Raw genomic sequence first — 20,881 nt, forward strand, 5'->3', positions numbered from 1 at the left:
CGTTTTCGGTAGCGGCCGCTACCGAAAACGCGCACGGCAGGAAGGGCGTCAGAATGCGCTGCGCCCGCCGTCGACCGTGTGGATACCGCCGGTCACCCAGTCCGCCTCGTCGCTCGCCAGGAACAACGCCAGCGACGCGACATCGTTCGGCGTACCCAGCCGCCGCAACGGGAAGCGGTTCGCGACCTCCGCGTCGATGGCCACCTGATCGGCGTCGTCGGTGGCCGCACCGCGGTCCACGCGTGAGCGGTACACCAGCGGCGTGGGGATGGTCCCGGGACAGATCGCGTTCACGCGGATGTTGTCCGGGCCGTACGTGACCGCCATCTGCTTGGTCATCGCGATGACGCCGCCCTTGGCCGCCGTGTACGGGAAGATACCCGGCAGGCCGATCAGGCCACCCATGCTGGCCTGATTGATGATCGATCCGGTCCGCCGCTCGATCATGTGCGGAAGCGCGTACTTCGACGTCAGCCACACGCCCTTGAGGTTGACGCCGACCACCTTGTCCCACTCGGCTTCCGTCGTGTCCGCCGCGTCCCCGGCGCCGTTCACGCCGGCGTTGGCGAACACGACGTCGAGCTGCCCGAATTCGGCGAGCGTCTCGTCGATCATGCGCCGGGAATCGGCATCGGAGGTGACGTTCGCTGTGACGGGCAGCGCCCGGCCACCCGCCGCCGCGATCTCGTCGCACACCGCGGTGGCCGCGGCGAGATCGAGGTCGACGACCGCGACCGCGGCGCCTTCCTCCGCGAAACGCAGGGCGGATGCGCGGCCGAGGCCGGAGCCGGAGCCGGTGACGAGTGCGGTCTTCCCCGCAAGGCGTCCATTCGAGGACAAGAGTGTTCCTTTCTTTCCGGCGTTGCCGCCGAACAGGATTCGAGAGGTGAGGCGTTCACGCCATGAGTGCGGTGAACTTCCAGTCCAGCACCGGTGCCGGCTCGGCACCCGCGCGGTGCGCGAAGACGAGCGAACGCAGCTTCAGGACGCCGCCACCGCCGGGGAGCGCGGTGGCGGACTCGATGTGCAGGTCGCTGGTGAGAGTGTCGCCCTCGTGCACCGGACCGGTGTGGTCGCAGGACTGCCAGCCGAGCACGGTCACGAGGTTGGGCAGCGCGCGCGTCGCCTGCGACAGTGCGAGACCGATCGTGTGGCCACCGTAGACGAGGCGGCCCGCGGCGCCCACCCGCTCGTCGTGGTGTGTCGCGGCGATGTTGAGCGTCAATCGTGCGAGTTCCGGTGCGCTGGAGACGACGTCGCCGCTCGATCGCAACACCGCACCCGCGACGGACGGGTCGAAATGTGTGCCGGGAACGCGTTCGCGGTACTCGGCGAGATTCCAGTCCACGGGAGCCGCCCAGTCCGGTTCGTCCTGCGGGCCGATGGACGACAGGTCGTCGGTGCGGATCACGGTCGCGGGGTCGGTCGCCGGGTTCAGCGGGAGCATCGCACAGCGGTAGAAGTCGAGCACGGTGCGGCCCTGCTGGTCGACCGTGTTCATCCGCAGCGCGGCCAGGCCGGTCGCGGCGCGGCCGGGTTTGACGGAGTTGCTCTTGAGGCCGACGACCTCGGTCGTGGTGTAGAGGGTGTCGCCGATGCGCGGGAACCGGTGGAAGCGCAGGCCCCGGTAGAACAGGTTGGCCTTGACATGGTGGGTCGCGAGCGTGGACTGACCGATCGCGAGATCGGTGACCAGGCCGGCGTGCGCGATCGGCCCGGCCGCGACCGCGGTGGACAGGTGCGTGTCGAGCGCCAGGCGCAAGCGATCACCGAGGATCGCCTGGTGGGCCGCGGCGAGACCGTCGGTGAGCGTGACGGCGGGTGCCGTGTCGAAGACCTGGCCGACCGTCAGGTCGTCGAGGTAGGGTCCGCCGACGGCGATGGCTTCGGTTGCGGGAGTGGTCATCTCAGGATCCGATCTTCGACAGGGTGCGGCGGGCGGCGACGGCGACGGCTTCGTCGAGCATCTGTCCGTCGAGCTGGGCGGCCCCGGCGCCGCGAGCCTCGGCCTCCTCGAGCGCGGCCAGGACCTGTCGCGCGGCCTCGGCCTGTTCATCCGTGGGGGTGAATGCTGCGGCAGCGGAGTCGATCTGGGCGGGGTGGATGACCCACTTGCCGTCGAAGCCGAGGTCGGAGATCCACCGGGCGCTGTGGCGGAACGCCTCGTCGTCGGCGATGCCGAGGAACGGTCCGTCGACGGCCTGCACACCCGCGGCGCGGGCGGCGTGCAGCACCCGATCCTGCACGTAGATCCAGTGCTCGGGGGCGGCGGTGCGGGAACGGCCCAGGGCGGCACCGAGATCGGCGTATCCGATGATGACACCCGCCACGCGCGCACCACAGACGATCTCGTCGATGCGCTGCACACCCGCGGGTGTCTCGATGAGCGCCTGTACGACGGCGTTCGACGAGCCGAGGATGCGATCGGCCTCGGCGAGGTCCGCCGCGCTCTCCACCTTGGGGATCACGATCGAGGCGAGGGCATCGCCGAGTTCGGCGCACGCCCGCAGGTCGTCCTCGAACCAGGGGGTGCCGCGTCCGTTGATGCGCACCGACACCGTGCGCCGGCTGCCGTGCTCGCGGACCAGGGGGGCGACGAGGTCGCGGGCGGCGTCCTTCTGCGCGGGGGTGACGGCGTCCTCGAGGTCGAGGACGACTTCGTCGGCGGCGGAGGCGAGAGCCTTGGACGCCTTGCGTTCGTCGGAACCGGGTGCGACGAGCACCGCTCGCCTGCGGACGTGTTGCTCGGGAGTCACGGAGAACCTCATGGAGAGTCGGAGCGGCAGGAACGGCGCTAAATGTACGGCCATTGTGTGGGGTTGCGCCACCCCATAGGTAGGCGCAGCGGGTCCTATCACCGAAAACTCTCGAAACAAAGTGGATGCTCGTCGAAACCTCCATTGACAATGGCATGCCGTACTACACAAAATGGCCGTACAAAGTTTCGGGTCCGCGTGGCCCGCTCCGAAACCGAAGGGTCACCTGCGTGAGCTACAACCTGAACGACGAAGAGGCCTTCCTGGTCAAGACCGTCCGCGACTTCATCGACCGCGAGGTCAAGCCGACGGTGCAGGAGGTCGAGCACGCCAACGAGTACCCCGAGAAGTGGATCGAGCAGATGAAGCAGATCGGGATCTACGGTCTGGCGGTCCCGGAGGAATACGGCGGCTCGCCGGTGTCGATGCCCTGCTACGTGCAGGTCACCGAGGAACTCGCCCGCGGCTGGATGTCCCTGTCGGGTGCCATGGGCGGCCACACGGTCGTCGCCAAGCTGCTGACCCTGTTCGGCACCGAGGAGCAGAAGCGCAAGTACCTGCCGAAGCTGGCCACCGGTGAGATCCGGGCGACGATGGCGCTGACCGAGCCCGGCGGCGGCTCCGACCTGCAGGCCATGACCACCACCGCCAAGCGCGACGGCGACGACCTGGTCATCAACGGCGCGAAGACGTGGATCACCAACGCCCGCCGCTCCGGCCTGATCGCGCTGCTGTGCAAGACCGACCCGGCGGCCACGCCGCGCCACAAGGGCATCTCCGTGGTGCTCGTCGAGCACGGACCGGGCCTGACCGTCTCGCGTGACCTGCCGAAGCTCGGTTACAAGGGTGTCGAGAGCTGCGAGCTGAGCTTCGACAACTACCGGATCTCCGCCGACGCCATCCTCGGTGGCGAGCCCGGCAAGGGCTTCGCCCACATGATGAAGGGCCTCGAGACCGGTCGCCTGCAGGTCGCGTCGCGCGCCCTCGGTGTCGCCACCGCGGCGCTCGAGGATTCGCTGGCGTACGCGCAGCAGCGCGAGAGCTTCGGCCAGCCCATCTGGAAGCACCAGTCCATCGGCAACTACCTCGCCGAGATGGCCACCAAGCTGACCGCCGCGCGGCAGCTGGCCCGCTACGCCGCCGAGCGGTACGACAGCGGCGAGCGGTGCGACATGGAAGCGGGCATGGCGAAGCTGTACTGCTCGGAGGTCGCCATGGAGATCGCCCTGAACGCGGTCCGCATCCACGGCGGCTACGGCTACTCCACCGAGTACGACGTCGAACGCTACTTCCGCGACGCGCCGCTGATGATCGTCGGTGAAGGCACCAACGAGATCCAGCGCAACGTCATCGCGAGCCAGCTCGTGGCCCGCGGCGGAATCTGACACGATCCCGGATCGGTAGGATCCCCGCGTCATGAGCGGTAGGGAACGAGAATCGGAGCCGGCGTACGCGCAGCTGTCACGGCAGTTGCGCGAGGCCGTCGAATCCGGTCGGTACCGGGACGGGGTCCGGCTGCCCACAGAAGCCGAACTCGCGCAGCAGCACGGCGTGAGCCGGCAGACGGTGCGCCGGGCCTTCCAGGACCTCGTGGCCGACGGCGTCGTGTACCGGGTTCCCGGACGCGGCACGTTCGCCAACGAACCCGGGCGCCGGTACGGGCGTCCGCACGGTTCGATCGAGGACCTGCTCGCGCTGTCCGCGGACACGACGATGGAGATCGTCACCCCGCTGCACCGCAAGGTCGACATCGAGGCGGCCAGCCGGTTGCGCCTCGACACGGACCTGCTCCATTCGGTGACGTTCCGCCGTCTGCACGACGGCGTGCCGTTCGTCCACACCACCATCTGGCTGCCGGGTCCGATCGCCGCGTACGTGCAGGACGCGCCGGAACTGGCGGCGGGTGCGTCGAGCAAGGTCACACTCATCGGTCTGCTCGAGCCGCACCTGCCGCATCCGATCGTCCGGGCCGCACAGTCGATCACCGTGGCCCCGGCGACCGCCGAGGTCGCTTCGGAGCTGGGCTGCGAGGTGGGCCATCCGATGTTGCGGGTGGATCGCCTCTACTCCGACACGGAGGGCACGCCGACCGAACTGTCGGTCAGCTACTTTCTGCCCGAGCACTACACCTATCGAGTCACCCTCACACGAGCCGAGCACTGACGACCGCCGGCCCCGACCACACAGGAGTCCAGAACATGCGCGTATTCCAGGGCATCGCCGAGATCGAAGCCGCTGTCGGCGAGCACCTCGGCTACAGTGATTGGCTCGAGATCACGCAGGAGCGCGTGAACACGTTCGCCGACGCCACCGGCGACCACCAGTGGATCCACGTCGATCCCGAGCGTGCCGCGTCCGGCCCGTACGGGACGACGATCGCCCACGGCTACCTCACGCTGTCGCTTCTGCCGGTCCTCGGCTCGCAGATCTTCACCGTCGAAGGCCTGAAGATGCGTGTCAACTACGGGTCCAACAAGGTGCGCTTCCCCGCGCCGGTGCCGGTGGGCTCGAAGGTCCGCGCCGGTGCCACGGTCAAGTCCGTCGACCGCACCCCCAAGGGCGCGAACCTGGTCCTGTCCTACACCGTCGAGGTCGAGGGTGGCGACAAGCCGGCGCTGATCGCCGAGACGGTCGCCGTTCTCGTCGAGTGAGCCCGATCAGACGGTGCAGCCGCGGGCGCTGACCGGCCAGCGGTCGACGACCTCGCGGCCGCGGGTGACGATGAGCTCGTCCGCCAGGTTCACGGCGTTGCACACGTGATTCGGGATCACCCGTAGCCGCGCCCCGAGATCGGGGCGCGGCACATCGGGGCCGGCCGGCCACGCGACCGTCGCATGGTGTTCCGACAGGGCGGTGATCCGTGCGTCCGGAACCCCGAGGATCAGGCCGTACCCGGTGGCCCACGGCGCCCGATCTGCGCCGAGCGACTTGCTCCCCGCGTCGAGCACGACGACACCGTCACGGGCGGAGACGACGGTCGCGAGGACGGTGAGCGCGACCTCTTCCTCGGTGACCGTGCCGAGCTCGAGCTGCTGGGCGTCGCCGAAGACGTACACGCCGGGCCGCAGTTCGGTTGCGGCCGTGTCCAGGTAGGCGGTGGGAGTCGAGCCGCCGCTGACGATTCCCGGTTCGATCCCGGCGCCGCGCAGCGAGTCCGCGGCTGTTCGCAGTGCCTCGGATTCCTCGGCCGCTGCGGCGCCGGGTCGGGCCGGTCCGTACGAGTGACCGGGGAAGGTGAAGACCCCGGCGACGGTCAGTCCCGCCGCGGTCGCCGCGGCCCCCACCGCACCGGCGTGCCCGGGTGCCACGCCGGTGCGGTGGTGGCCGCTGTCGACCTCCACGAGAACCTCGATCGCGGTGCCCGCGTGCGTGGCGAGCGCCCGCGCCCCCTCCACCGAATCGACTCCGACCGTGACACGCGTACGGTCCGCGAGCGCCGCGAGCCGCGCGCCGCGGGCGGCATCGACCCACAGCGGATACGCAACGAACAGGTCGCCGAAGCCGTGATCGGCGAACACCTCCGCCTCGGACACCGTCGCGACCGTCAATCCGGCCGCGCCGGCGGCGATCTGGAGTCGCGCGATGTCGGGGCTCTTGTGGGTCTTCGCGTGCGGGCGCAGCGTCACGCCCCGGGTCCGTGCGGATTCGGCCATCCGTTCGATGTTGCGGTCGAGTACGTCGCGGTCGACGAGGAGCGCCGGGGTGGCGGTGACGGCATCGAACAAGGTCATGCGCGCACCGTACACTCGGCCCGTGGAAAGCCGGCCCGTGTTCGATCCCGATGACGTCCGACGTGCGGAAGCGGCACTGCGGACCCCGGACATCGAGCGGTGGGCGCAACGGTTCGAACTGCTCTCCGACGTCAATCGTCTGCGGATGCTGCTGTGCCTGCACCACGCGCCCGGTATCCGCGTCACCGATCTCGCGACTGCGCTCGGTATGACCGGCACCGCCGTCTCGCACGCGCTGCGGTTGCTGCGCGACCGCGGATGGGTCTCGGCGACACGGGACGGCCGGGCCGTGCGGTATCGGCTCGTCGACGACACGGTGCACGAGATGCTGCATTCGATCGGTGCGACGCACCAGCACGCCGCGCACTCCCACGAGAACGACTGATTCCGCCATCGGGGTCGGCGAGCGCGGCTTATCGTGGATACGAGCCTGTGAAGCAGGCGGAGCGAGGTCGTATGCACGAACTGTCGATCGCGCAGGATGTGGTCGAGACGGTGTGCGAACGCGCCGGCGGTCGGCGCGTCCGTAGCGTGCGCATGGTCGTCGGGGCTTTGTGTGCGGTGGTTCCGGACTCGATGTACTTCTGCTTCGAATTGGCGGCGACCGGCACCGCCGCGGAGGGCGCGCGGCTGGATCTGGAGACGCCGGACGGCGTCGGACACTGCCGGGAGTGCGATGCGGATTTTGCATTGACGGACCCGATCCTGTTGTGTCCGTGCGGAAGTGCGGACGTCGAGGTCCGTTCGGGTCGGGAGTTGACGATCGTGTCGATGGAAGTGAGCTGATCGCATGTGCGCCACGTGTGGATGCGGTGACGATGCCGGCCCGCGTATCACGGTGCCCCACGAGCACGAGCACGAGCACGAGCACGAGCACGAGCACGGTCACGGTCACGGACACGGACACGGACACGGACACGGCGAGGGCACCGCCGGGTCCGGCTCCACCGAAACCGTCACGCTCGAGCAACGGGTACTGGCGAAGAACGACGTTCTGGCCGAACGCAATCGGGGTTGGCTCGCCGGTCGTGGCGTCACCGCGTTCAACGTGATGAGTTCGCCCGGTGCCGGAAAGACCACGTTGCTCGAACGGACGATCAGGGACCTCTCCGGATCCGGTCCGATCGCGGTGATCGAAGGCGATCAGGAGACCCTGCTCGACGCGGAACGGATCCGCCGGGCGGGTTGCTCTGCGGTGCAGGTCAATACCGGGGCGGGCTGCCACCTGGACGCGCAGATGATGCACGACGCGCTCACGGCACTCGATCCCGAGGCGGGGACCCTGCTGTTCGTCGAGAACGTCGGGAATCTGGTGTGCCCGGCCCTGTTCGACCTCGGAGAGCAGGGCCGGGTGGTCCTCATCTCCACCCCCGAAGGAACCGACAAACCGCTCAAATATCCGCACATCTTCGCCGTCGCAGACCTGGTTCTGGTCAACAAGATCGATCTGCTGCCCTACGTCGACTTCGACATCGAAACCTGTGTGCGGCATGCGAAATCGATCAACCCCGGAATCGAGGCGATCGCGGTGTCCGCGACGACGGGGGAGAACCTCGCCGCGTGGTACGACTGGATCGCCGATCGTCGTCGGCCCGAACGTTATTCGAGATCGTAAACCGGACCTTCGTTGACAATCCGTCGCGATCGGGTCCCTAATAGGAGAAGCGCTGTGCAAGTGGGCCGACGGTCGACTCCGGCAGCGCAGGGGTGAACCGGCACTCCGGAAGGTGGCTCAGCATGCCTACACCACAAGCGCAGGCGGCCGAGGACACATTGATCCACGTCCTGTGGATCAATGCCGGTCTCAGCTGCGACGGCGATTCGGTTGCGCTCACCGCTGCGACGCAACCCACCATCGAGGAGATCGCGCTCGGAGCGCTGCCGGGTCTGCCGAAGGTCGCGGTGCACTGGCCGCTGATCGACTTCGAGTGCGGACCCGAGGGTGGCGCCGACGACTTCCTCGAATGGTTCCGCAAGGCCGACCGCGGCGAACTCGAACCGTTCGTGCTGGTCGTCGAGGGATCGATTCCCAACGAGAAACTCCACGACGACGGCTACTGGTGCGGCTTCGGCAACAACGAGGAGACCGGGCAGCCGATCACCACCAGCGAGTGGCTCGACCGGCTGGCCCCCAAGGCCACGGCGATCGTCGCCGCCGGGACCTGCGCGACATACGGTGGCATCCACGCGATGGCGGGCAACCCCACCGGCGCGATGGGGGTCCCCGACTATCTGGGCTGGGACTGGAAGTCCAAGGCGGGCATCCCGATCGTCTGTGTGCCCGGATGCCCGATCCAGCCGGACAATCTGTCCGAGACGCTCACCTACCTGCTGTACATGGCGACGGATCAGGCGCCGATGATCCCGCTGGACGAGGCGCTGCGTCCCCAGTGGTTGTTCGGAAAGACCGTCCACGAGGGCTGCGACCGCGGCGGATACTACGAGCAGGGTGATTTCGCGACCGAATACGGCTCGCCGGAGTGCATCGTCAAGCTGGGCTGCTGGGGTCCGGTCGTCAGATGCAATGTCCCCAAACGCGGTTGGATCAACGGTATCGGCGGCTGCCCCAACGTCGGCGGTATCTGCATCGGATGCACGATGCCGGGATTCCCCGACAAGTTCATGCCGTTCATGGACGAACCTCCGGGTGGTCTGGTGTCGAGCACCGCAATCGGCATGTACGGCTCCGTCATCCGGAACCTGCGCAAGATCACGAGACGAACCCTGGACCACGAGCCGTCGTGGCGCACACCCGGCACGAAGTTGACGACCGGAGCCACCCGCACCTGGTAGGTGTGCAGCCGACGTTCCGAGAGAGGCCAGCTCGATGACAGCCACCACTCCCGATTCCAGCTCCACGAACTCGCTCGTCGAGATGGCCTGGGATCCCATCACCCGAATCGTCGGTAGCCTGGGCATCTACACGAAGATCGACTTCGCGAACAACACTGTCGCCGAATGCCACAGCACCTCGTCGATCTTCCGCGGGTACTCCCTGTTCATGAAGGGCAAGGACCCGCGCGACGCGCACTTCATCACCAGCCGCATCTGCGGGATCTGCGGCGACAACCACGCCACCTGCTCGTGCTACGCGCAGAACATGGCGTACGGCGTGCAGCCACCGCATCTCGGGGAGTGGATCGTCAATCTCGGCGAAGCGGCCGAATACATGTTCGACCACAACATCTTCCAGGAGAACCTCGTCGGCGTCGACTACTGCGAGAAGATGGTCTCCGAGACGAACCCGTCCGTCCTGGCACGGGCCGAGAAGACCCGCGCACCGCACGAGGACCAGCACGGCTACCGCACCATCGCCGACATCATGCGGTCCCTGAATCCGTTCAGCGGCGAGTTCTACCGAGAGGCACTGCACGTCAGCCGGTCCACCCGAGAGATGTTCTGTCTCATGGAAGGCCGTCACGTACATCCCTCGACGCTCTACCCCGGCGGCGTGGGCACCGTGGCCACGGTGCAGTTGATGACCGACTACATGAGCCGGCTCATGCGCTACGTCGAATTCATGAAGAAGGTCGTGCCGATGCACGACGACCTGTTCGACTTCTTCTACGAAGCGCTGCCGGGTTACGAGAAGGTCGGCCTGCGGCGCACCCTGCTGGGGTGCTGGGGCGCGTTCCAGGATCCGGAGGTCTGCAACTTCTCCTACCGGGACATGGAGAACTGGGGCCGGAAGATGTTCGTCACGCCGGGGGTGGTCGTCGACGGCAAACTCGTGACGACCTCGCTCGTCGACATCAACCTGGGTCTGCGGATCCTGCTCGGCTCGTCGTACTACGAGGACTGGACCGACCAGGAGATGTTCGTCAAGACGGACCCGCTGGGCAATCCGGTCGACCGCCGCCACCCGTGGAACCAGCACACCAATCCGCACCCGCAGAAGCGCGACCTCGAGGACAAGTACAGCTGGGTGATGTCGCCGCGCTGGTTCGACGGCACCGATCACCTGGCCCTCGACACCGGCGGCGGACCGCTGGCCCGGCTGTGGTCGACCGCGCTGGCCGGTCTCGTGAACATCGGCTACGTCGAGTCGACCGGGTCGAGTGTCAAGATCAACCTGCCGAAGACCGCGTTGAAGCCGCCGGTGACGCTCGAGTGGAAGATTCCGAAGCACGGCAGCAACACCCTCGAACGCAACCGCGCCCGCACCTATTTCCAGGCCTACGCGGCGGCGTGCGCGCTCCACTTCGCGGAGAAGGCGCTCGAGGAGATCCGTGCCGGCCGCACCAAGACGTGGGAGACGTTCGAGGTGCCGGACGAGGGCATCGGCTGCGGATTCACCGAGGCGGTGCGCGGCGTGCTCTCCCATCACCTGGTGATCCGGGACGGCAAGATCGCCAACTACCACCCGTATCCGCCGACGCCGTGGAATGCCAGCCCCCGCGACAGCTACGGGACACCCGGGCCCTACGAGGACGCGGTGCAGGGTCAGCCGATCTTCGAGGAGAACGACCGCGAGCATTTCAAGGGCATCGACATCATGCGCACCGTGCGCAGTTTCGATCCGTGCCTACCGTGCGGCGTGCACATGTACCTGGGCGATGGGAAGACGCTCGAGAAGGTGCATTCGCCGACCCAGTCGGTCACCGGAGAGTGACGGATGGAGCGGTGGCGAGAATCCGGTGACCGTATCGAAGCGCTGCTCGATGCCTGTTCCGTAGCCGGGCCGGCAGCCCGCGACCGCGCGGAGGACCTCGTCCGCGAGGTACTGGATCTGTACGGGGCCGGCCTGACCCGGATCCTCGACGCGATCGCCGTGTATCCCGGAGCCGTGGACGCGGTCGCACGCGACGACCTGGTCGCGAGCCTGCTGCTCGTCCACGGCCTCCACCCGCACGACGTGACGACGCGGGTGCGCACCGCGCTCGACTCGGTCCGCCCGTACCTGGAGTCGCACGGCGGCGACGTCGACCTGCTCGACATCCACGGATCGGTGGTGCGCCTGCGGCTGCTCGGCAACTGCCGGGGATGCCCGTCGTCGGCGGCCACGCTCGAACTGACAGTGCGCGACGCCGTGCGGGCGGCGGCGCCGGAGATCACCGAGCTCGACGTGGAAACCGAACCCGACGATCACGGCCTCATCCGTCCGGAAACCCTGTTCGCGCACGTCCGTTCCGATGTGAGCGGGAAATGGTGTGCAGTAACGGAGTTCGAGGAGCTCGCGGAAGGAGAGGTCGGCGGATTCACGATTGCCGGTCTGCCGGTGCTGGCATGCCGCCTCGACGGTCGGTATCTCGCCTACCGCGACCACTGCCCCGTGTGCGGCGGATCGTTTGCCGGTGCGGTGCTGCACCGACGAGCGGGAGGTGACGCGGGGGCGGTACTGCGCTGCCCGGGGTGCCGAGCACACTTCGACGTCCGCAGGGCCGGAGCCCGGGTGGACGACGGTGCCGCCGAACATCTCGAGCCCCTGCCGGTGCTGGTTCGCGACGGAACCCTGTCGCTCGCCGTACCCGACACCCGCCCCAGTGACATATCCCGTCGCTCCGCTCGCCCCACGGGAGTGGCGTGATGGCCACCGTCTCCGAGGTTCTCGGCCGCATCGCCGCCGCGACACCGGTTCCCGCGGCGGAGCGGTGTCAGATGTGTGCGATCGAGTTCGACGAGGCGCACCGGCACGTCGTCGACCTCGACTCCCGGCACCTGATGTGCGTATGCCGGTCCTGCTACCTCCTGTTCACCGATCACGGCGCAAACCTGCGGTTCCGCGCCGTTCCCGACCGGTACCTGTCGTTCCCGGACTTCACGCTCGCGCCGGGCCGGTGGGAGGACCTGGAGATCCCGGTGGGGCTGGCGTTCTTCTTCCACAATTCGACGCTCGGCCGCACCGTCGCGTTCTATCCGGGACCTGCCGGTGCCACGGAATCGGAGCTGCCGCTGGGCATGTGGGACGCGGTCCTCGCCGATAACCCGGCGCTGACCGCACCGCTGCCCGACGTGGAGGCGCTGATCGTACGGGTACCGGACCGCGGTGAACCCACGTGCCACCTCGTGCCGATCGACGCGTGTTACGAACTGGTGGGCAGGCTGCGGCGGGTGTGGCGGGGCTTCGACGGCGGACAGGATGCGCGTGCCGCACTCGACGGATTCTTCGACACACTCGCCCGGCGGAGCCGACCGGTCGACGCGGGGGCACCGTCGTGACCGCGCTCGAGTTCGGCATCGTCGACATCGCGCCCGAACCGTACGCGGCCGCGCCGACCCTGCTGGCGAAACTCGGGATACGGGAAGACACGGGCGCGACCGTGCACGCACTGGCACTGCGGTGCCAGCTCCGCATCGAACCGCGCCGCCGGAACTACGGCCCCGACGAGGAAGCCGCGCTGACGGACCTGTTCGGCACGCGCGACCGATGGGGCACGACCCTTGCGCCCTTCCCGTGGCTGCACGCGTCGACGGTGGTGCCGGGATTCGAGGGCGCGTGCGAGACCACGCTGCCACTGGCCTGCACGTACGACTTCGAGGTCGCGGCCTCGCGCTACCTGCACGCGCTCTGCGACGGTGCGGTGCCGTTGCTGGCCCTGTTCAGCGGTACCGTCTTCATCCGCGGCACCACGGGATTCGCGGTCGAGCAGGTGCCGTGGGACCGCGAGGCCCGATACGACCTTCCGGTACAGGTATGGCGTGACCTGATGCGGGCGCACTTCCCCGACAGCGGATACGCGCGCCTGACCCACGCGACGCTGGCCGCACTGGCACGGTTCAAGGCCGAACGGGGACTGACCGATCTGGACGCCACGATCACCGCACTGCTCGACGCAGCCGGTGCCGGAACGGATGCGGAGGCGTCGTGACGGTGGAGCGGCAGCAGCAACACGACGACACGGACCGGGTGCGTGCGGTCGCCGACGCGATCCTCTACGAGGGTTACCTGCTGTATCCGTACCGGGCGAACTCCCGGAAGAACCACTCGCGCTGGCAGTTCGGAGTTCTCGGGCCGCCCGGAGCCGCCGCGTCCGGGCTCGGCGAGCCGCCGGGTCTGGCGGCACAGACCGTGCTGCGCATGCTGGGAGCCGAGCCGGTGATCGAGGTGACCCTGCGGTTTCTCCAGCTTCAGCGTCGTACGGTGCAGCGCCGCACCGGCGAGGGGTTCGAGATCGTGCCCGAGCTGGTCGTCGTCGGACAGTCGTGGGTCGGGTGGGACGAGGCCGTCGAGTGCTCGTGCGCGTTTTCGGTAGCGGTGGCTACCGAAAACGCGCACGGGGCAGCGGAGGTCGCGGTGCCGGCGGGGGAGGACACCGAACTGCTGACCGAACCGGACGGCACGGTCGCCGGACGTCTGCTGCGCACCCGCCGCGCCGTGCACGCGACCGTGACCGTCGAGGCCGGACCGATCGACGGCGATCTCGTCCGCGTGTCCGCCACCGTCACGAACACCGGTGACGCGCCCGTCGACGCGGACGACGCGATCGGGCGGTCGCTGATCGGTGCGCACCTGATCCTCGCTGCCACCGAGGCGCGTTTCGTATCGCTCCTCGAACCGCCCGCCGACGCGGCCGCACTCGTCGGCACCTGCACCCACGAGCGTTGTTTCCCCGTGCTCGCCGGGGACCCGGACCCGGCCGTGCCGGGGGAAGCACCCGTCGTGCTGGTGTCGCCGATCATCCTCTACGACCACCCGCGCGTCGCCGAGCAGAGCGGCGGAGACCTGTTCGACGCCACGGAGATCGACGAGATCCTCACCCTGCGGGTACTGACCCTCACGGACGAGGAGAAGGCGCAGGCCCGCGCCACCGACGCGCGGGCCGCGGACATCGTGGACCGCTGCGAGGCGATGACCCCCGAGGAGCTCCAGGCACTGCACGGCGTCCTGCGCGACCCCGGCCGCGGCGCCGATCCGATGGGCGCCGGTCCGATACCCGAGGTGCCCGACGGTGTCGACTGGTGGACCGAGGAAGCGGACACCAGCGTGCGACCGGAACTCGACACCGTGCTCGTGCAGGGGGTGCCCGTGGGACAGGGAAGCCTGGTCCGGCTGCACCCGTCCCGGCGGGCCGACGCGCAGGACCTGTTCTTCCGCGACCGGCTCGCGCGCGTCGCGACGGTCCACGCCGATGTGGACGGCGGGACCCACGTCGGGGTCGTCCTCACCGACGACCCCGCTGCCGACCTCCACGAATGGTTCGGCCGCTACCTCTATTTCGCGCCGGACGAGATCGAACCGGTGCCGGACGTCCCGGTGCAACCGTCGAGGAACGAGGAGTCATGAGAATCGTCGGAATGCTGACCACGGCGGTCGCCGCCGCCGTCGCGGTCGGTGCAGCATTGGTCGCAGTGAAGTCGTTGCCGGATCTCAAGCGCTACTTCCGGATCCGGAACATGTGAGGAGTGGGGTGCGGATTCTGGTCGCGGGCGTGGGCAACATCTTCCTCGGGGACGACGGGTTCGGACCCGAGGTCGTGCGCTGCCTCGCCCGGAGCCCGCAACCGGAAGGAGTCCGGTTGGTGGACTACGGGATCCGCGGCATGCACCTGGCATACGACCTGCTCGACGGGTGGGACGGCCTGGTCCTGGTCGACGCGGTTCCCGACGCCGGGGAGCCCGGGGCGGTGCGGGTCTTCGAAGCCGGCGACACCGCACCCACCACGGTCGGGGTCGATGCACACGGCATGGACCCGGCCTCGGTGTTCGCGACCCTCGCGGCGCTGGGCGGGAGCCGGCCCCGCACGATCGTGGTGGGATGTCAGGCGCAGTGCGTCGACGAAGGCATCGGGCTCTCACCCGCCGTCGCGGCCGCGGTCGAACCGGCCGCCGCGGCGGTGCGCCGAGCCGTGCAGAATCTCCGGCGACCCGATCGGGCCGCCCGGCCGAGGCCCGGAGGTTGACGTATGTGCCTGGGAATTCCCGGCCGGGTGATCCGGCTGCTCGAGGGCTACGGCGGCCAGTTGGCGCTCGTCGACGTCGTGGGTGAGAGCCGGCAGATCAACATCGGGTTGCTCGACGACGCAGGCGTCGAACCCGGCGACTGGGTGATCATCCACATGGGTTTCGCGATGGAACGGGTCGACGAAGCCGGCGCCGAACGTGCCCTGGCCGGACTGGAACTGATGGGCCGGGGCCCGGACCGGGAGGATCCACCGTGACGAGCGCCGTCGAGCGCCGCCGCGTGACCGTCCGGGGGGTGGTGCAGGGAGTCGGGTTCCGGCCGTTCGTGGCGGGCCTGGCCGCCGAACTGCGCCTCGCCGGGCACTGCGGGAACGACGACACCGGCGTGTTCGTCGAGATCGAAGGGGCCACAAGCACACTCGACGAGTTCGAGCGACGGCTGCGGGCCGAAGCCCCGCCGCTCGCCGACGTTCTCGATCTGACGTCGGTCCCGCGCACGCCCCGCGGCGACCGCGACTTCCGCATCGTGGACAGCCGCCGCACCCCGGGACTGCGCACGCTGATCCCGCCCGACGTCGCCACGTGCGAGGACTGTCTGCGGGAACTGAACGATCCCGCCGACCGCCGGTACCGGCATCCGTTCGTCAACTGCACCCACTGCGGCCCCCGGTACACGGTGATCACCGACCTGCCCTACGACCGCCCCGCCACGACGATGGCGGCGTTCCCGATGTGCCCGCGCTGCGCCCGCGAATACGCAGATCCGGCCGACCGGCGGTACCACGCCCAGCCGATCTGCTGCCCGGACTGCGGACCGCGGATCCACACCGAACGCGGCGGCGACCGCATCGACGGGGACGACGCGGTGCTGGCAGCGGTGCAGCGTGCCCTCGCGGCCGGGCAGCTCGTGGCCGTCAAGGGGCTCGGCGGCTACCACCTGATGTGCGACGCCACCGACCCCGACGCGGTCCGGCGGTTGCGCGAACGCAAGCGGCGACCGGACAAGCCGTTCGCGGTGATGGCACCGGACGTCGCGACGGTCGCATCGCAGTGTGTCCTGTTCCGGCAGGAGATCGAGGCACTGACCCGGCCGGCGCGCCCGATCGTGCTGCTGGAGAAGCGGGCCGATACCGCGGTGGCGGACGAGGTCGCGCCGGGCCTCGGCGAGCTCGGGGTGATGCTCGCGTACACCCCGTTGCACCACCTGCTGTTCATGCCGGTGCCCGGGCACCCGAATCCGGTGCCGCGCCTGCTCGTGATGACCTCCGGGAACGTCTCGGGCGAACCGCTGTGCACCGACGACGACGACGCCCGCACCCGGCTCGGCGGCATCGCCGACCTGTTTCTCGTGCACGACCGGCCGATCGCGGTGCCTTGCGAGGATTCGGTGGTCGCGGTCGTCCACGGCGACCGGGAGTCGCCGATCCGGCGCTCGCGCGGCTACGCGCCGATGCCGGTCCTGCTCGACCGGCCGTCGCCGCCGGTCCTGGCGGTCGGCGCGGAACTGAAGAACACCTTCTGCCTGACCCGGCAGGAGTACGCATTCTGTTCGGCACACCTCGGGGACATGGGGTCGCTGGAAAGCAGGCGGGCGTTCGAAACGTCCGTGGAGCGGCTGACCGCGCTGCACCGGGTCACCCCGGAACTCGTGGTGGCCGACGCCCACCCCGGATACGCGACGCGGCAATGGGCCGAGCGCTACGCCGAGGAGCACGACATCGCGCTGCACACCGTCCAGCACCATCACGCTCACGTCGCGTCGCTGCTCACCGAACACGGCAGGATCGGTTCGCCGGCACTCGGCATCGCGTTCGACGGCACCGGCTACGGCTGCGACCGCACGGTGTGGGGTGGGGAACTGCTGCTCGTCGGACCGGACCTGCTGGACATGCGCCGGGCCGGGCACCTGCGGTCCTTCCTGCTGCCCGGCGGCGACGTCGCCGTGCGGACCCCGGCGCGGGTCGCGCTGGTGTTGCTGCGCGACGCCGGTCTCGGCGATCCCACGTCACCGCACCTGGACGACCTGCCGTGCGCCGGGGCCCTGACCGACGTGGAACGGGACCTGGTGTCCGGCCAGCTGACGTCCGGCATCGGCTGCGTATGCACCACGAGCGTCGGGCGGCTGTACGACGGAGTGGCGTCCCTGCTCGGGGTGCGTCATCGCATCACGTACGAGGGGCAGGCGGCCGTGGAACTCGAGGCGCTCGCGCGTACCGCCGCCGAGCCGGCGCCGGTGCGGATGACGGTGCACGGCACCGAACTGGACTGGACCGGGACGCTGCGCTGCCTGGTCGGGGGACTGCGGCTCGGGGTTCCGGCCGCGGATCTGGCGCTGGGATTCCACCAGGCGCTCGCGGTCGCGACCGCTCGGCTCGCCGCGCGGATCGCCACCGACGCCGGAATCACGACGATCGGGTTGACCGGAGGTGTCTTCCAGAATCGACTGCTCACCGAAGGTGTTCGAACTATCCTGCAAGACAGTGGGTTCGATGTCCTGACGCACAGTCGGGTGCCGTCGAACGACGGTGGGCTGTCGCTGGGACAGGCCGCGATCGGCGCCACCCTGGCACGGCGGCGAGCCGCGAGTTCTGCACGGCGGCGGGCCGCCACTTCGGAGCAGCGGCGAGCCGCCGGTTCGGAGCAGCGGCGAGCCGCCGATTCGATACGGCGGGAAGCGGATCCGGCGCAGACGGGACGTGGGCGATGACATCGACGACACAGCAATCGAACCCGCCGATCGGTGAGAACCCGATCGGGGAGGACCTCGCCGCGGACCTGGCGACCGCGGCGCTCGGGCTGGCGCGACGATTCCATGCGGGCGCGACGCTGTGGGTGGTCTCGCCGCAATGGGAACCGCACGCCCACCACGTGGCCGTGGAATTCGTGCATCCGGTGATCATGGGCAAGCGGGCGCTGCCGGCGGTGTCGCTGGTCGAGCCGGACCCGGTGGCCCAGTGCCGGGTCGCGGTGCGGCCGGGCGACGTGATCCTCGCCGTCGCGCCCGCGGACGAACCCGACGTCCTCGACATCGTGCGTCGCGCCGCGGCGTGGGGAGCCGACACCATCTGGATCGGTGCCGGACCGCGCCCGCCCGCCGGGGCCGCCACGCACGTGCTGTGGGTGGATTCGAACGATCCGATGGTGTGGGCCACCGGCCGATTCGTGCTGATGTACCACCTGCTGTGGGAATTGACCCACGTCGTCTTCGAGCATCCCGGACTGCTCGAAGAAGACCACACCGACGCGGTGTGCGTGACGTGCAGCGACGAGGGCAGGCTCGCGGAGGTCGTCGCCCCACCCGGCGCCGACACCGCCACCGCTCTCGTGCGGACCGCGGACGGGGAGGAGCACGTCGACGTGTCGATCCTGGAATCCGTTGCCGTGCACGATCTTCTCGTCGTACACGGGGGCGTGGCGCTAACCCGGCTCGACGCTACTGCCGATCCGGGGGAGAGGTGACACCGTGAGCGAACCGGAACAGACGAGTTTCCTGTATCCGTTCATCGAGGCGGACGAACGCGACGCCGCGCCGCTGTTACGCGACCTCGCCGCGTCCGCTCGCAGCAAGGCAGCGGAGAGCGCACGGTTGCAGCAGGCGTCGATCGACGAATGGGGACCGGCACTCGAATCCGCGGGGGAGCGGATGGCCCGGTCCTTCGCACGCGGTGGCCGGCTCTACACGTTCGGCAACGGCGGCAGCTCCACCGACGCCGCGACCCTCGCGTCCCTGTTCAGCCGGCCCGCCCGCGGACGGCCGGTGCCCGCCTGGTCCCTGGCCGCGGACCAGGCCGTGGTCACCGCCCTCGGCAACGACGTCGGCTTCGACCTGATCTTCTCGCGGCAGATCATCGCCCACTCCCGGCCGATCGACATCGCGATCGCCCTGTCCACGTCCGGCAACTCGGACGATCTCATGACGGCCCTCGCCGAGGCGCGATTCCGCGGCCTGCTCACGATCGGATTCGCCGGGCACGACGGCGGGCGGATGGCCGTCTCCGACGACCTCGACTACTGCTTCACGATCCGCTCGCAGAGCATCCACCGCATCCAGGAGAGCCACGCGCTGCTCGGATACCGCCTGTGGGAGATCGCGCAGGATCGTCTCGCGCGCGAGACGTCGACGGGCGGAGGCGGAACGTGAGCACCGACGCGGGTCGCGAGGACCGGGTACTGGAACGGATCGAGGCGTTCCGGCGCCGCCGCCCGCGTCTGCTCGACACGGTCGTCACCCTCTCCCACGGGGCCGGGGGCAAGGCGTCCGCGGCGCTGGTCGATGCGGTGTTCGTGGACGCGTTCCGCAACGCCGAACTCGAACAGCTCGGCGACGCTGCCGTCGGGTCGATCGGCGTGGGGGAGCGCCTGGCGTTCTCCACCGATTCGTACGTCGTCAAGCCACTGCAGTTCCCGGGCGGATCGATCGGGCACCTCGCGGTGCACGGCACCGTCAACGACCTCGCCGTGTCCGGCGCGCGGCCGCGCTGGTTGTCGGCGGCGTTCGTGATCGAGGAGGGCTTCGAGATCGCCCGGCTGCGGGAGATCGTCGCCGACATGGCGACCGCCGCGTCCGGCGCGGGAGTCGACATCGTCACCGGGGACACCAAGGTCGTCGGCAAGGGTTCCGCCGACGGGCTCTACATCAGCACCGCGGGCGTGGGCGTGGTGCCCGACGGCCGTCGTCTGGGCGCGGACCTGGTTCGGCCCGGCGACCGGGTCGTCGTCTCCGGCACGATCGGCGACCACGGCATGGCGGTGCTGCTCGCGCGCGGCGAACTCGCGCTCGAGGCGGACATCGCGTCCGACACCGCTCCCGTGCACCGGATGGTGGAGGCGCTGCTCGCGGCGGCCCCGTCGACCCGGTGGATGCGCGACGCGACCCGCGGCGGCGTCGGCACCGTGTGCAACGAACTCGCGCAGGCCACCGGATTCGCAGTGGTGCTCGACGAGGAGGCACTGCCGGTCCGGCCGCAGGTTCTCGGTGCGTGCGACCTGCTCGGCATCGACCCGCTGTACGTGGCGAACGAGGGCAAGTTCGTGGCGGTGGTCGCCGAGGACGAGACCGACGCGGCGCTCGCCGCGCTGCGCGGGCAGGCCGGGGGCGAAGCCGCGGCGGTCGTCGGCGAGATCCTCGCGGAACCGGAGGGCATCGTCGCGCTGCGCACCGCATTCGGGGGCAGCCGGATCGTCGACATGCTCGTCGGTGATCCGCTGCCACGCATCTGTTGACCGTGAGGAGAACTGTTGTGTGTCTGGGAATTCCGGGACGGATCGTGGACATCCTCGACGCCGATCAGGATCTCGCGAAGGTCGACGTCAACGGGGTGCAGCGGGCCATCAGCATCCGGTTGCTCGCCGGCACCGGCCTGCAGGTCGGCGACTGGGTGCTGGTGCACGTCGGATTCGCGATGTCCCGCATCGACGAGGCGGAAGCACGGATGACGCTCGACCAGGTGCGCCGGATGGGGGCCGACTACGTCAACGAGATCGAGGCGTTCACCAATTCGGAGATCGACACGACGCCGAGATGACGGCGACGAGGGAAAGCGGGTTGGCACC

24 protein-coding genes are annotated in these 20,881 nt (G+C 69.3%); 20 read left to right on the forward strand and 4 right to left on the reverse strand.

Annotated elements, in window-relative coordinates:
- Positions 1-48: 48 nt before the first annotated feature.
- The 3 genes from ACWDUD_RS23795 to ACWDUD_RS23805 are packed head-to-tail and all read right to left on the reverse strand — an operon-like array spanning position 49 to position 2,756.
- Entirely contained in the window at positions 49-840 is a 792-nt protein-coding gene (locus ACWDUD_RS23795) for an SDR family NAD(P)-dependent oxidoreductase (RefSeq protein ID WP_450110899.1), read from the reverse strand.
- Between the two features lie 55 nt (positions 841-895).
- Entirely contained in the window at positions 896-1,906 is a 1,011-nt protein-coding gene (locus ACWDUD_RS23800; protein WP_450110900.1) for a MaoC family dehydratase, read from the reverse strand.
- A 1-nt stretch (position 1,907) separates the two neighbouring features.
- The gene (locus tag ACWDUD_RS23805) at positions 1,908-2,756 is read right to left on the reverse strand and encodes an HpcH/HpaI aldolase/citrate lyase family protein (RefSeq protein WP_450110901.1); all 849 of its coding nucleotides are present in this window, start codon (positions 2,754-2,756) and stop codon (positions 1,908-1,910) included.
- Positions 2,757-2,986: 230 nt separating this feature from the next.
- Here ACWDUD_RS23805 and ACWDUD_RS23810 point away from each other — a divergent pair, with 230 nt between their 5' ends.
- From ACWDUD_RS23810 to ACWDUD_RS23820, 3 genes are read left to right on the forward strand one after another with little or no spacing between them, the layout of a single operon-like run.
- Positions 2,987-4,141 (forward strand): acyl-CoA dehydrogenase family protein, encoded by a 1,155-nt coding sequence (locus tag ACWDUD_RS23810; protein ID WP_197251178.1) that lies wholly within the window; start codon positions 2,987-2,989, stop codon positions 4,139-4,141.
- Between the two features lie 31 nt (positions 4,142-4,172).
- A complete protein-coding gene (locus ACWDUD_RS23815) occupies positions 4,173-4,919 on the forward strand; it encodes a GntR family transcriptional regulator (RefSeq protein ID WP_197251179.1) in 747 nt (248 codons plus the stop codon).
- 35 nt (positions 4,920-4,954) lie between these two features.
- The gene (locus ACWDUD_RS23820; protein WP_197251180.1) at positions 4,955-5,407 is read left to right on the forward strand and encodes a MaoC family dehydratase; all 453 of its coding nucleotides are present in this window, start codon (positions 4,955-4,957) and stop codon (positions 5,405-5,407) included.
- 6 nt (positions 5,408-5,413) lie between these two features.
- Here the strand turns inward: ACWDUD_RS23820 and ACWDUD_RS23825 are convergent, their stop codons facing one another.
- Positions 5,414-6,487 carry an alanine racemase gene (locus ACWDUD_RS23825; RefSeq protein ID WP_450110902.1) on the reverse strand — a complete coding sequence of 358 codons (1,074 nt, stop codon included), beginning with the start codon at positions 6,485-6,487 and terminating at the stop codon, positions 5,414-5,416.
- A 22-nt stretch (positions 6,488-6,509) separates the two neighbouring features.
- Here ACWDUD_RS23825 and ACWDUD_RS23830 point away from each other — a divergent pair, with 22 nt between their 5' ends.
- The 17 genes from ACWDUD_RS23830 (at position 6,510) to ACWDUD_RS23910 (ending at position 20,853) form a co-directional block, all read left to right on the forward strand.
- The gene (locus tag ACWDUD_RS23830) at positions 6,510-6,872 is read left to right on the forward strand and encodes an ArsR/SmtB family transcription factor (protein WP_248675172.1); all 363 of its coding nucleotides are present in this window, start codon (positions 6,510-6,512) and stop codon (positions 6,870-6,872) included.
- A gap of 71 nt (positions 6,873-6,943) precedes the next feature.
- On the forward strand, positions 6,944-7,273 hold the full coding sequence (locus ACWDUD_RS23835) for a hydrogenase maturation nickel metallochaperone HypA/HybF (protein ID WP_248675171.1): 330 nt from the start codon (positions 6,944-6,946) through the stop codon (positions 7,271-7,273).
- 4 nt (positions 7,274-7,277) lie between these two features.
- On the forward strand, positions 7,278-8,102 hold the full coding sequence (hypB, locus tag ACWDUD_RS23840; RefSeq protein WP_450110903.1) for a hydrogenase nickel incorporation protein HypB: 825 nt from the start codon (positions 7,278-7,280) through the stop codon (positions 8,100-8,102).
- A gap of 122 nt (positions 8,103-8,224) precedes the next feature.
- The gene (locus tag ACWDUD_RS23845) at positions 8,225-9,280 is read left to right on the forward strand and encodes an NADH-quinone oxidoreductase subunit B family protein (protein WP_197251184.1); all 1,056 of its coding nucleotides are present in this window, start codon (positions 8,225-8,227) and stop codon (positions 9,278-9,280) included.
- A 34-nt stretch (positions 9,281-9,314) separates the two neighbouring features.
- Positions 9,315-11,099, forward strand: coding sequence for a nickel-dependent hydrogenase large subunit (locus ACWDUD_RS23850; RefSeq protein ID WP_197251185.1), 1,785 nt, complete (start codon positions 9,315-9,317; stop codon positions 11,097-11,099).
- A 3-nt stretch (positions 11,100-11,102) separates the two neighbouring features.
- Positions 11,103-12,014 (forward strand): NifU family protein, encoded by a 912-nt coding sequence (locus tag ACWDUD_RS23855; protein WP_450110904.1) that lies wholly within the window; start codon positions 11,103-11,105, stop codon positions 12,012-12,014.
- Positions 12,014-12,646, forward strand: coding sequence for a DUF5947 family protein (locus ACWDUD_RS23860; RefSeq protein WP_450110905.1), 633 nt, complete (start codon positions 12,014-12,016; stop codon positions 12,644-12,646). Before ACWDUD_RS23855 ends, ACWDUD_RS23860 begins: the two co-directional genes overlap by 1 nt.
- Positions 12,643-13,296: a DUF6084 family protein gene (locus tag ACWDUD_RS23865; protein ID WP_450110906.1), complete on the forward strand. Its 654-nt coding sequence runs from the start codon at positions 12,643-12,645 to the stop codon at positions 13,294-13,296. Before ACWDUD_RS23860 ends, ACWDUD_RS23865 begins: the two co-directional genes overlap by 4 nt.
- Positions 13,293-14,711 carry a hypothetical protein gene (locus ACWDUD_RS23870; RefSeq protein WP_450110907.1) on the forward strand — a complete coding sequence of 473 codons (1,419 nt, stop codon included), beginning with the start codon at positions 13,293-13,295 and terminating at the stop codon, positions 14,709-14,711. The genes ACWDUD_RS23865 and ACWDUD_RS23870 overlap by 4 nt, the downstream gene beginning before the upstream one ends.
- Complete coding sequence (locus ACWDUD_RS23875) at positions 14,708-14,827, forward strand: DUF6893 family small protein (protein ID WP_374068598.1); 120 nt, start codon at positions 14,708-14,710, stop codon at positions 14,825-14,827. Before ACWDUD_RS23870 ends, ACWDUD_RS23875 begins: the two co-directional genes overlap by 4 nt.
- The gene (locus tag ACWDUD_RS23880) at positions 14,824-15,327 is read left to right on the forward strand and encodes a hydrogenase maturation protease (RefSeq protein ID WP_450110908.1); all 504 of its coding nucleotides are present in this window, start codon (positions 14,824-14,826) and stop codon (positions 15,325-15,327) included. The genes ACWDUD_RS23875 and ACWDUD_RS23880 overlap by 4 nt, the downstream gene beginning before the upstream one ends.
- Positions 15,328-15,330: 3 nt before the next feature.
- The gene (locus ACWDUD_RS23885; RefSeq protein ID WP_450110909.1) at positions 15,331-15,585 is read left to right on the forward strand and encodes a HypC/HybG/HupF family hydrogenase formation chaperone; all 255 of its coding nucleotides are present in this window, start codon (positions 15,331-15,333) and stop codon (positions 15,583-15,585) included.
- Positions 15,582-18,035 (forward strand): carbamoyltransferase HypF, encoded by a 2,454-nt coding sequence (hypF, locus tag ACWDUD_RS23890; protein ID WP_450110910.1) that lies wholly within the window; start codon positions 15,582-15,584, stop codon positions 18,033-18,035. The genes ACWDUD_RS23885 and hypF overlap by 4 nt, the downstream gene beginning before the upstream one ends.
- On the forward strand, positions 18,032-18,787 hold the full coding sequence (locus tag ACWDUD_RS23895; RefSeq protein ID WP_450110911.1) for a hydrogenase assembly protein HupF: 756 nt from the start codon (positions 18,032-18,034) through the stop codon (positions 18,785-18,787). Before hypF ends, ACWDUD_RS23895 begins: the two co-directional genes overlap by 4 nt.
- A 4-nt stretch (positions 18,788-18,791) precedes the next feature.
- Positions 18,792-19,469, forward strand: a complete 678-nt coding sequence (locus ACWDUD_RS23900; RefSeq protein ID WP_450110912.1) for a D-sedoheptulose-7-phosphate isomerase — start codon at positions 18,792-18,794, stop codon at positions 19,467-19,469.
- Positions 19,466-20,551, forward strand: a complete 1,086-nt coding sequence (gene hypE, locus ACWDUD_RS23905) for a hydrogenase expression/formation protein HypE (protein WP_197250876.1) — start codon at positions 19,466-19,468, stop codon at positions 20,549-20,551. Before ACWDUD_RS23900 ends, hypE begins: the two co-directional genes overlap by 4 nt.
- 17 nt (positions 20,552-20,568) lie before the next feature.
- Complete coding sequence (locus tag ACWDUD_RS23910) at positions 20,569-20,853, forward strand: HypC/HybG/HupF family hydrogenase formation chaperone (RefSeq protein WP_197250877.1); 285 nt, start codon at positions 20,569-20,571, stop codon at positions 20,851-20,853.
- Positions 20,854-20,881 lie beyond the last annotated feature (28 nt).

This window comes from Rhodococcus sp. NPDC003382 (genome assembly GCF_053589135.1).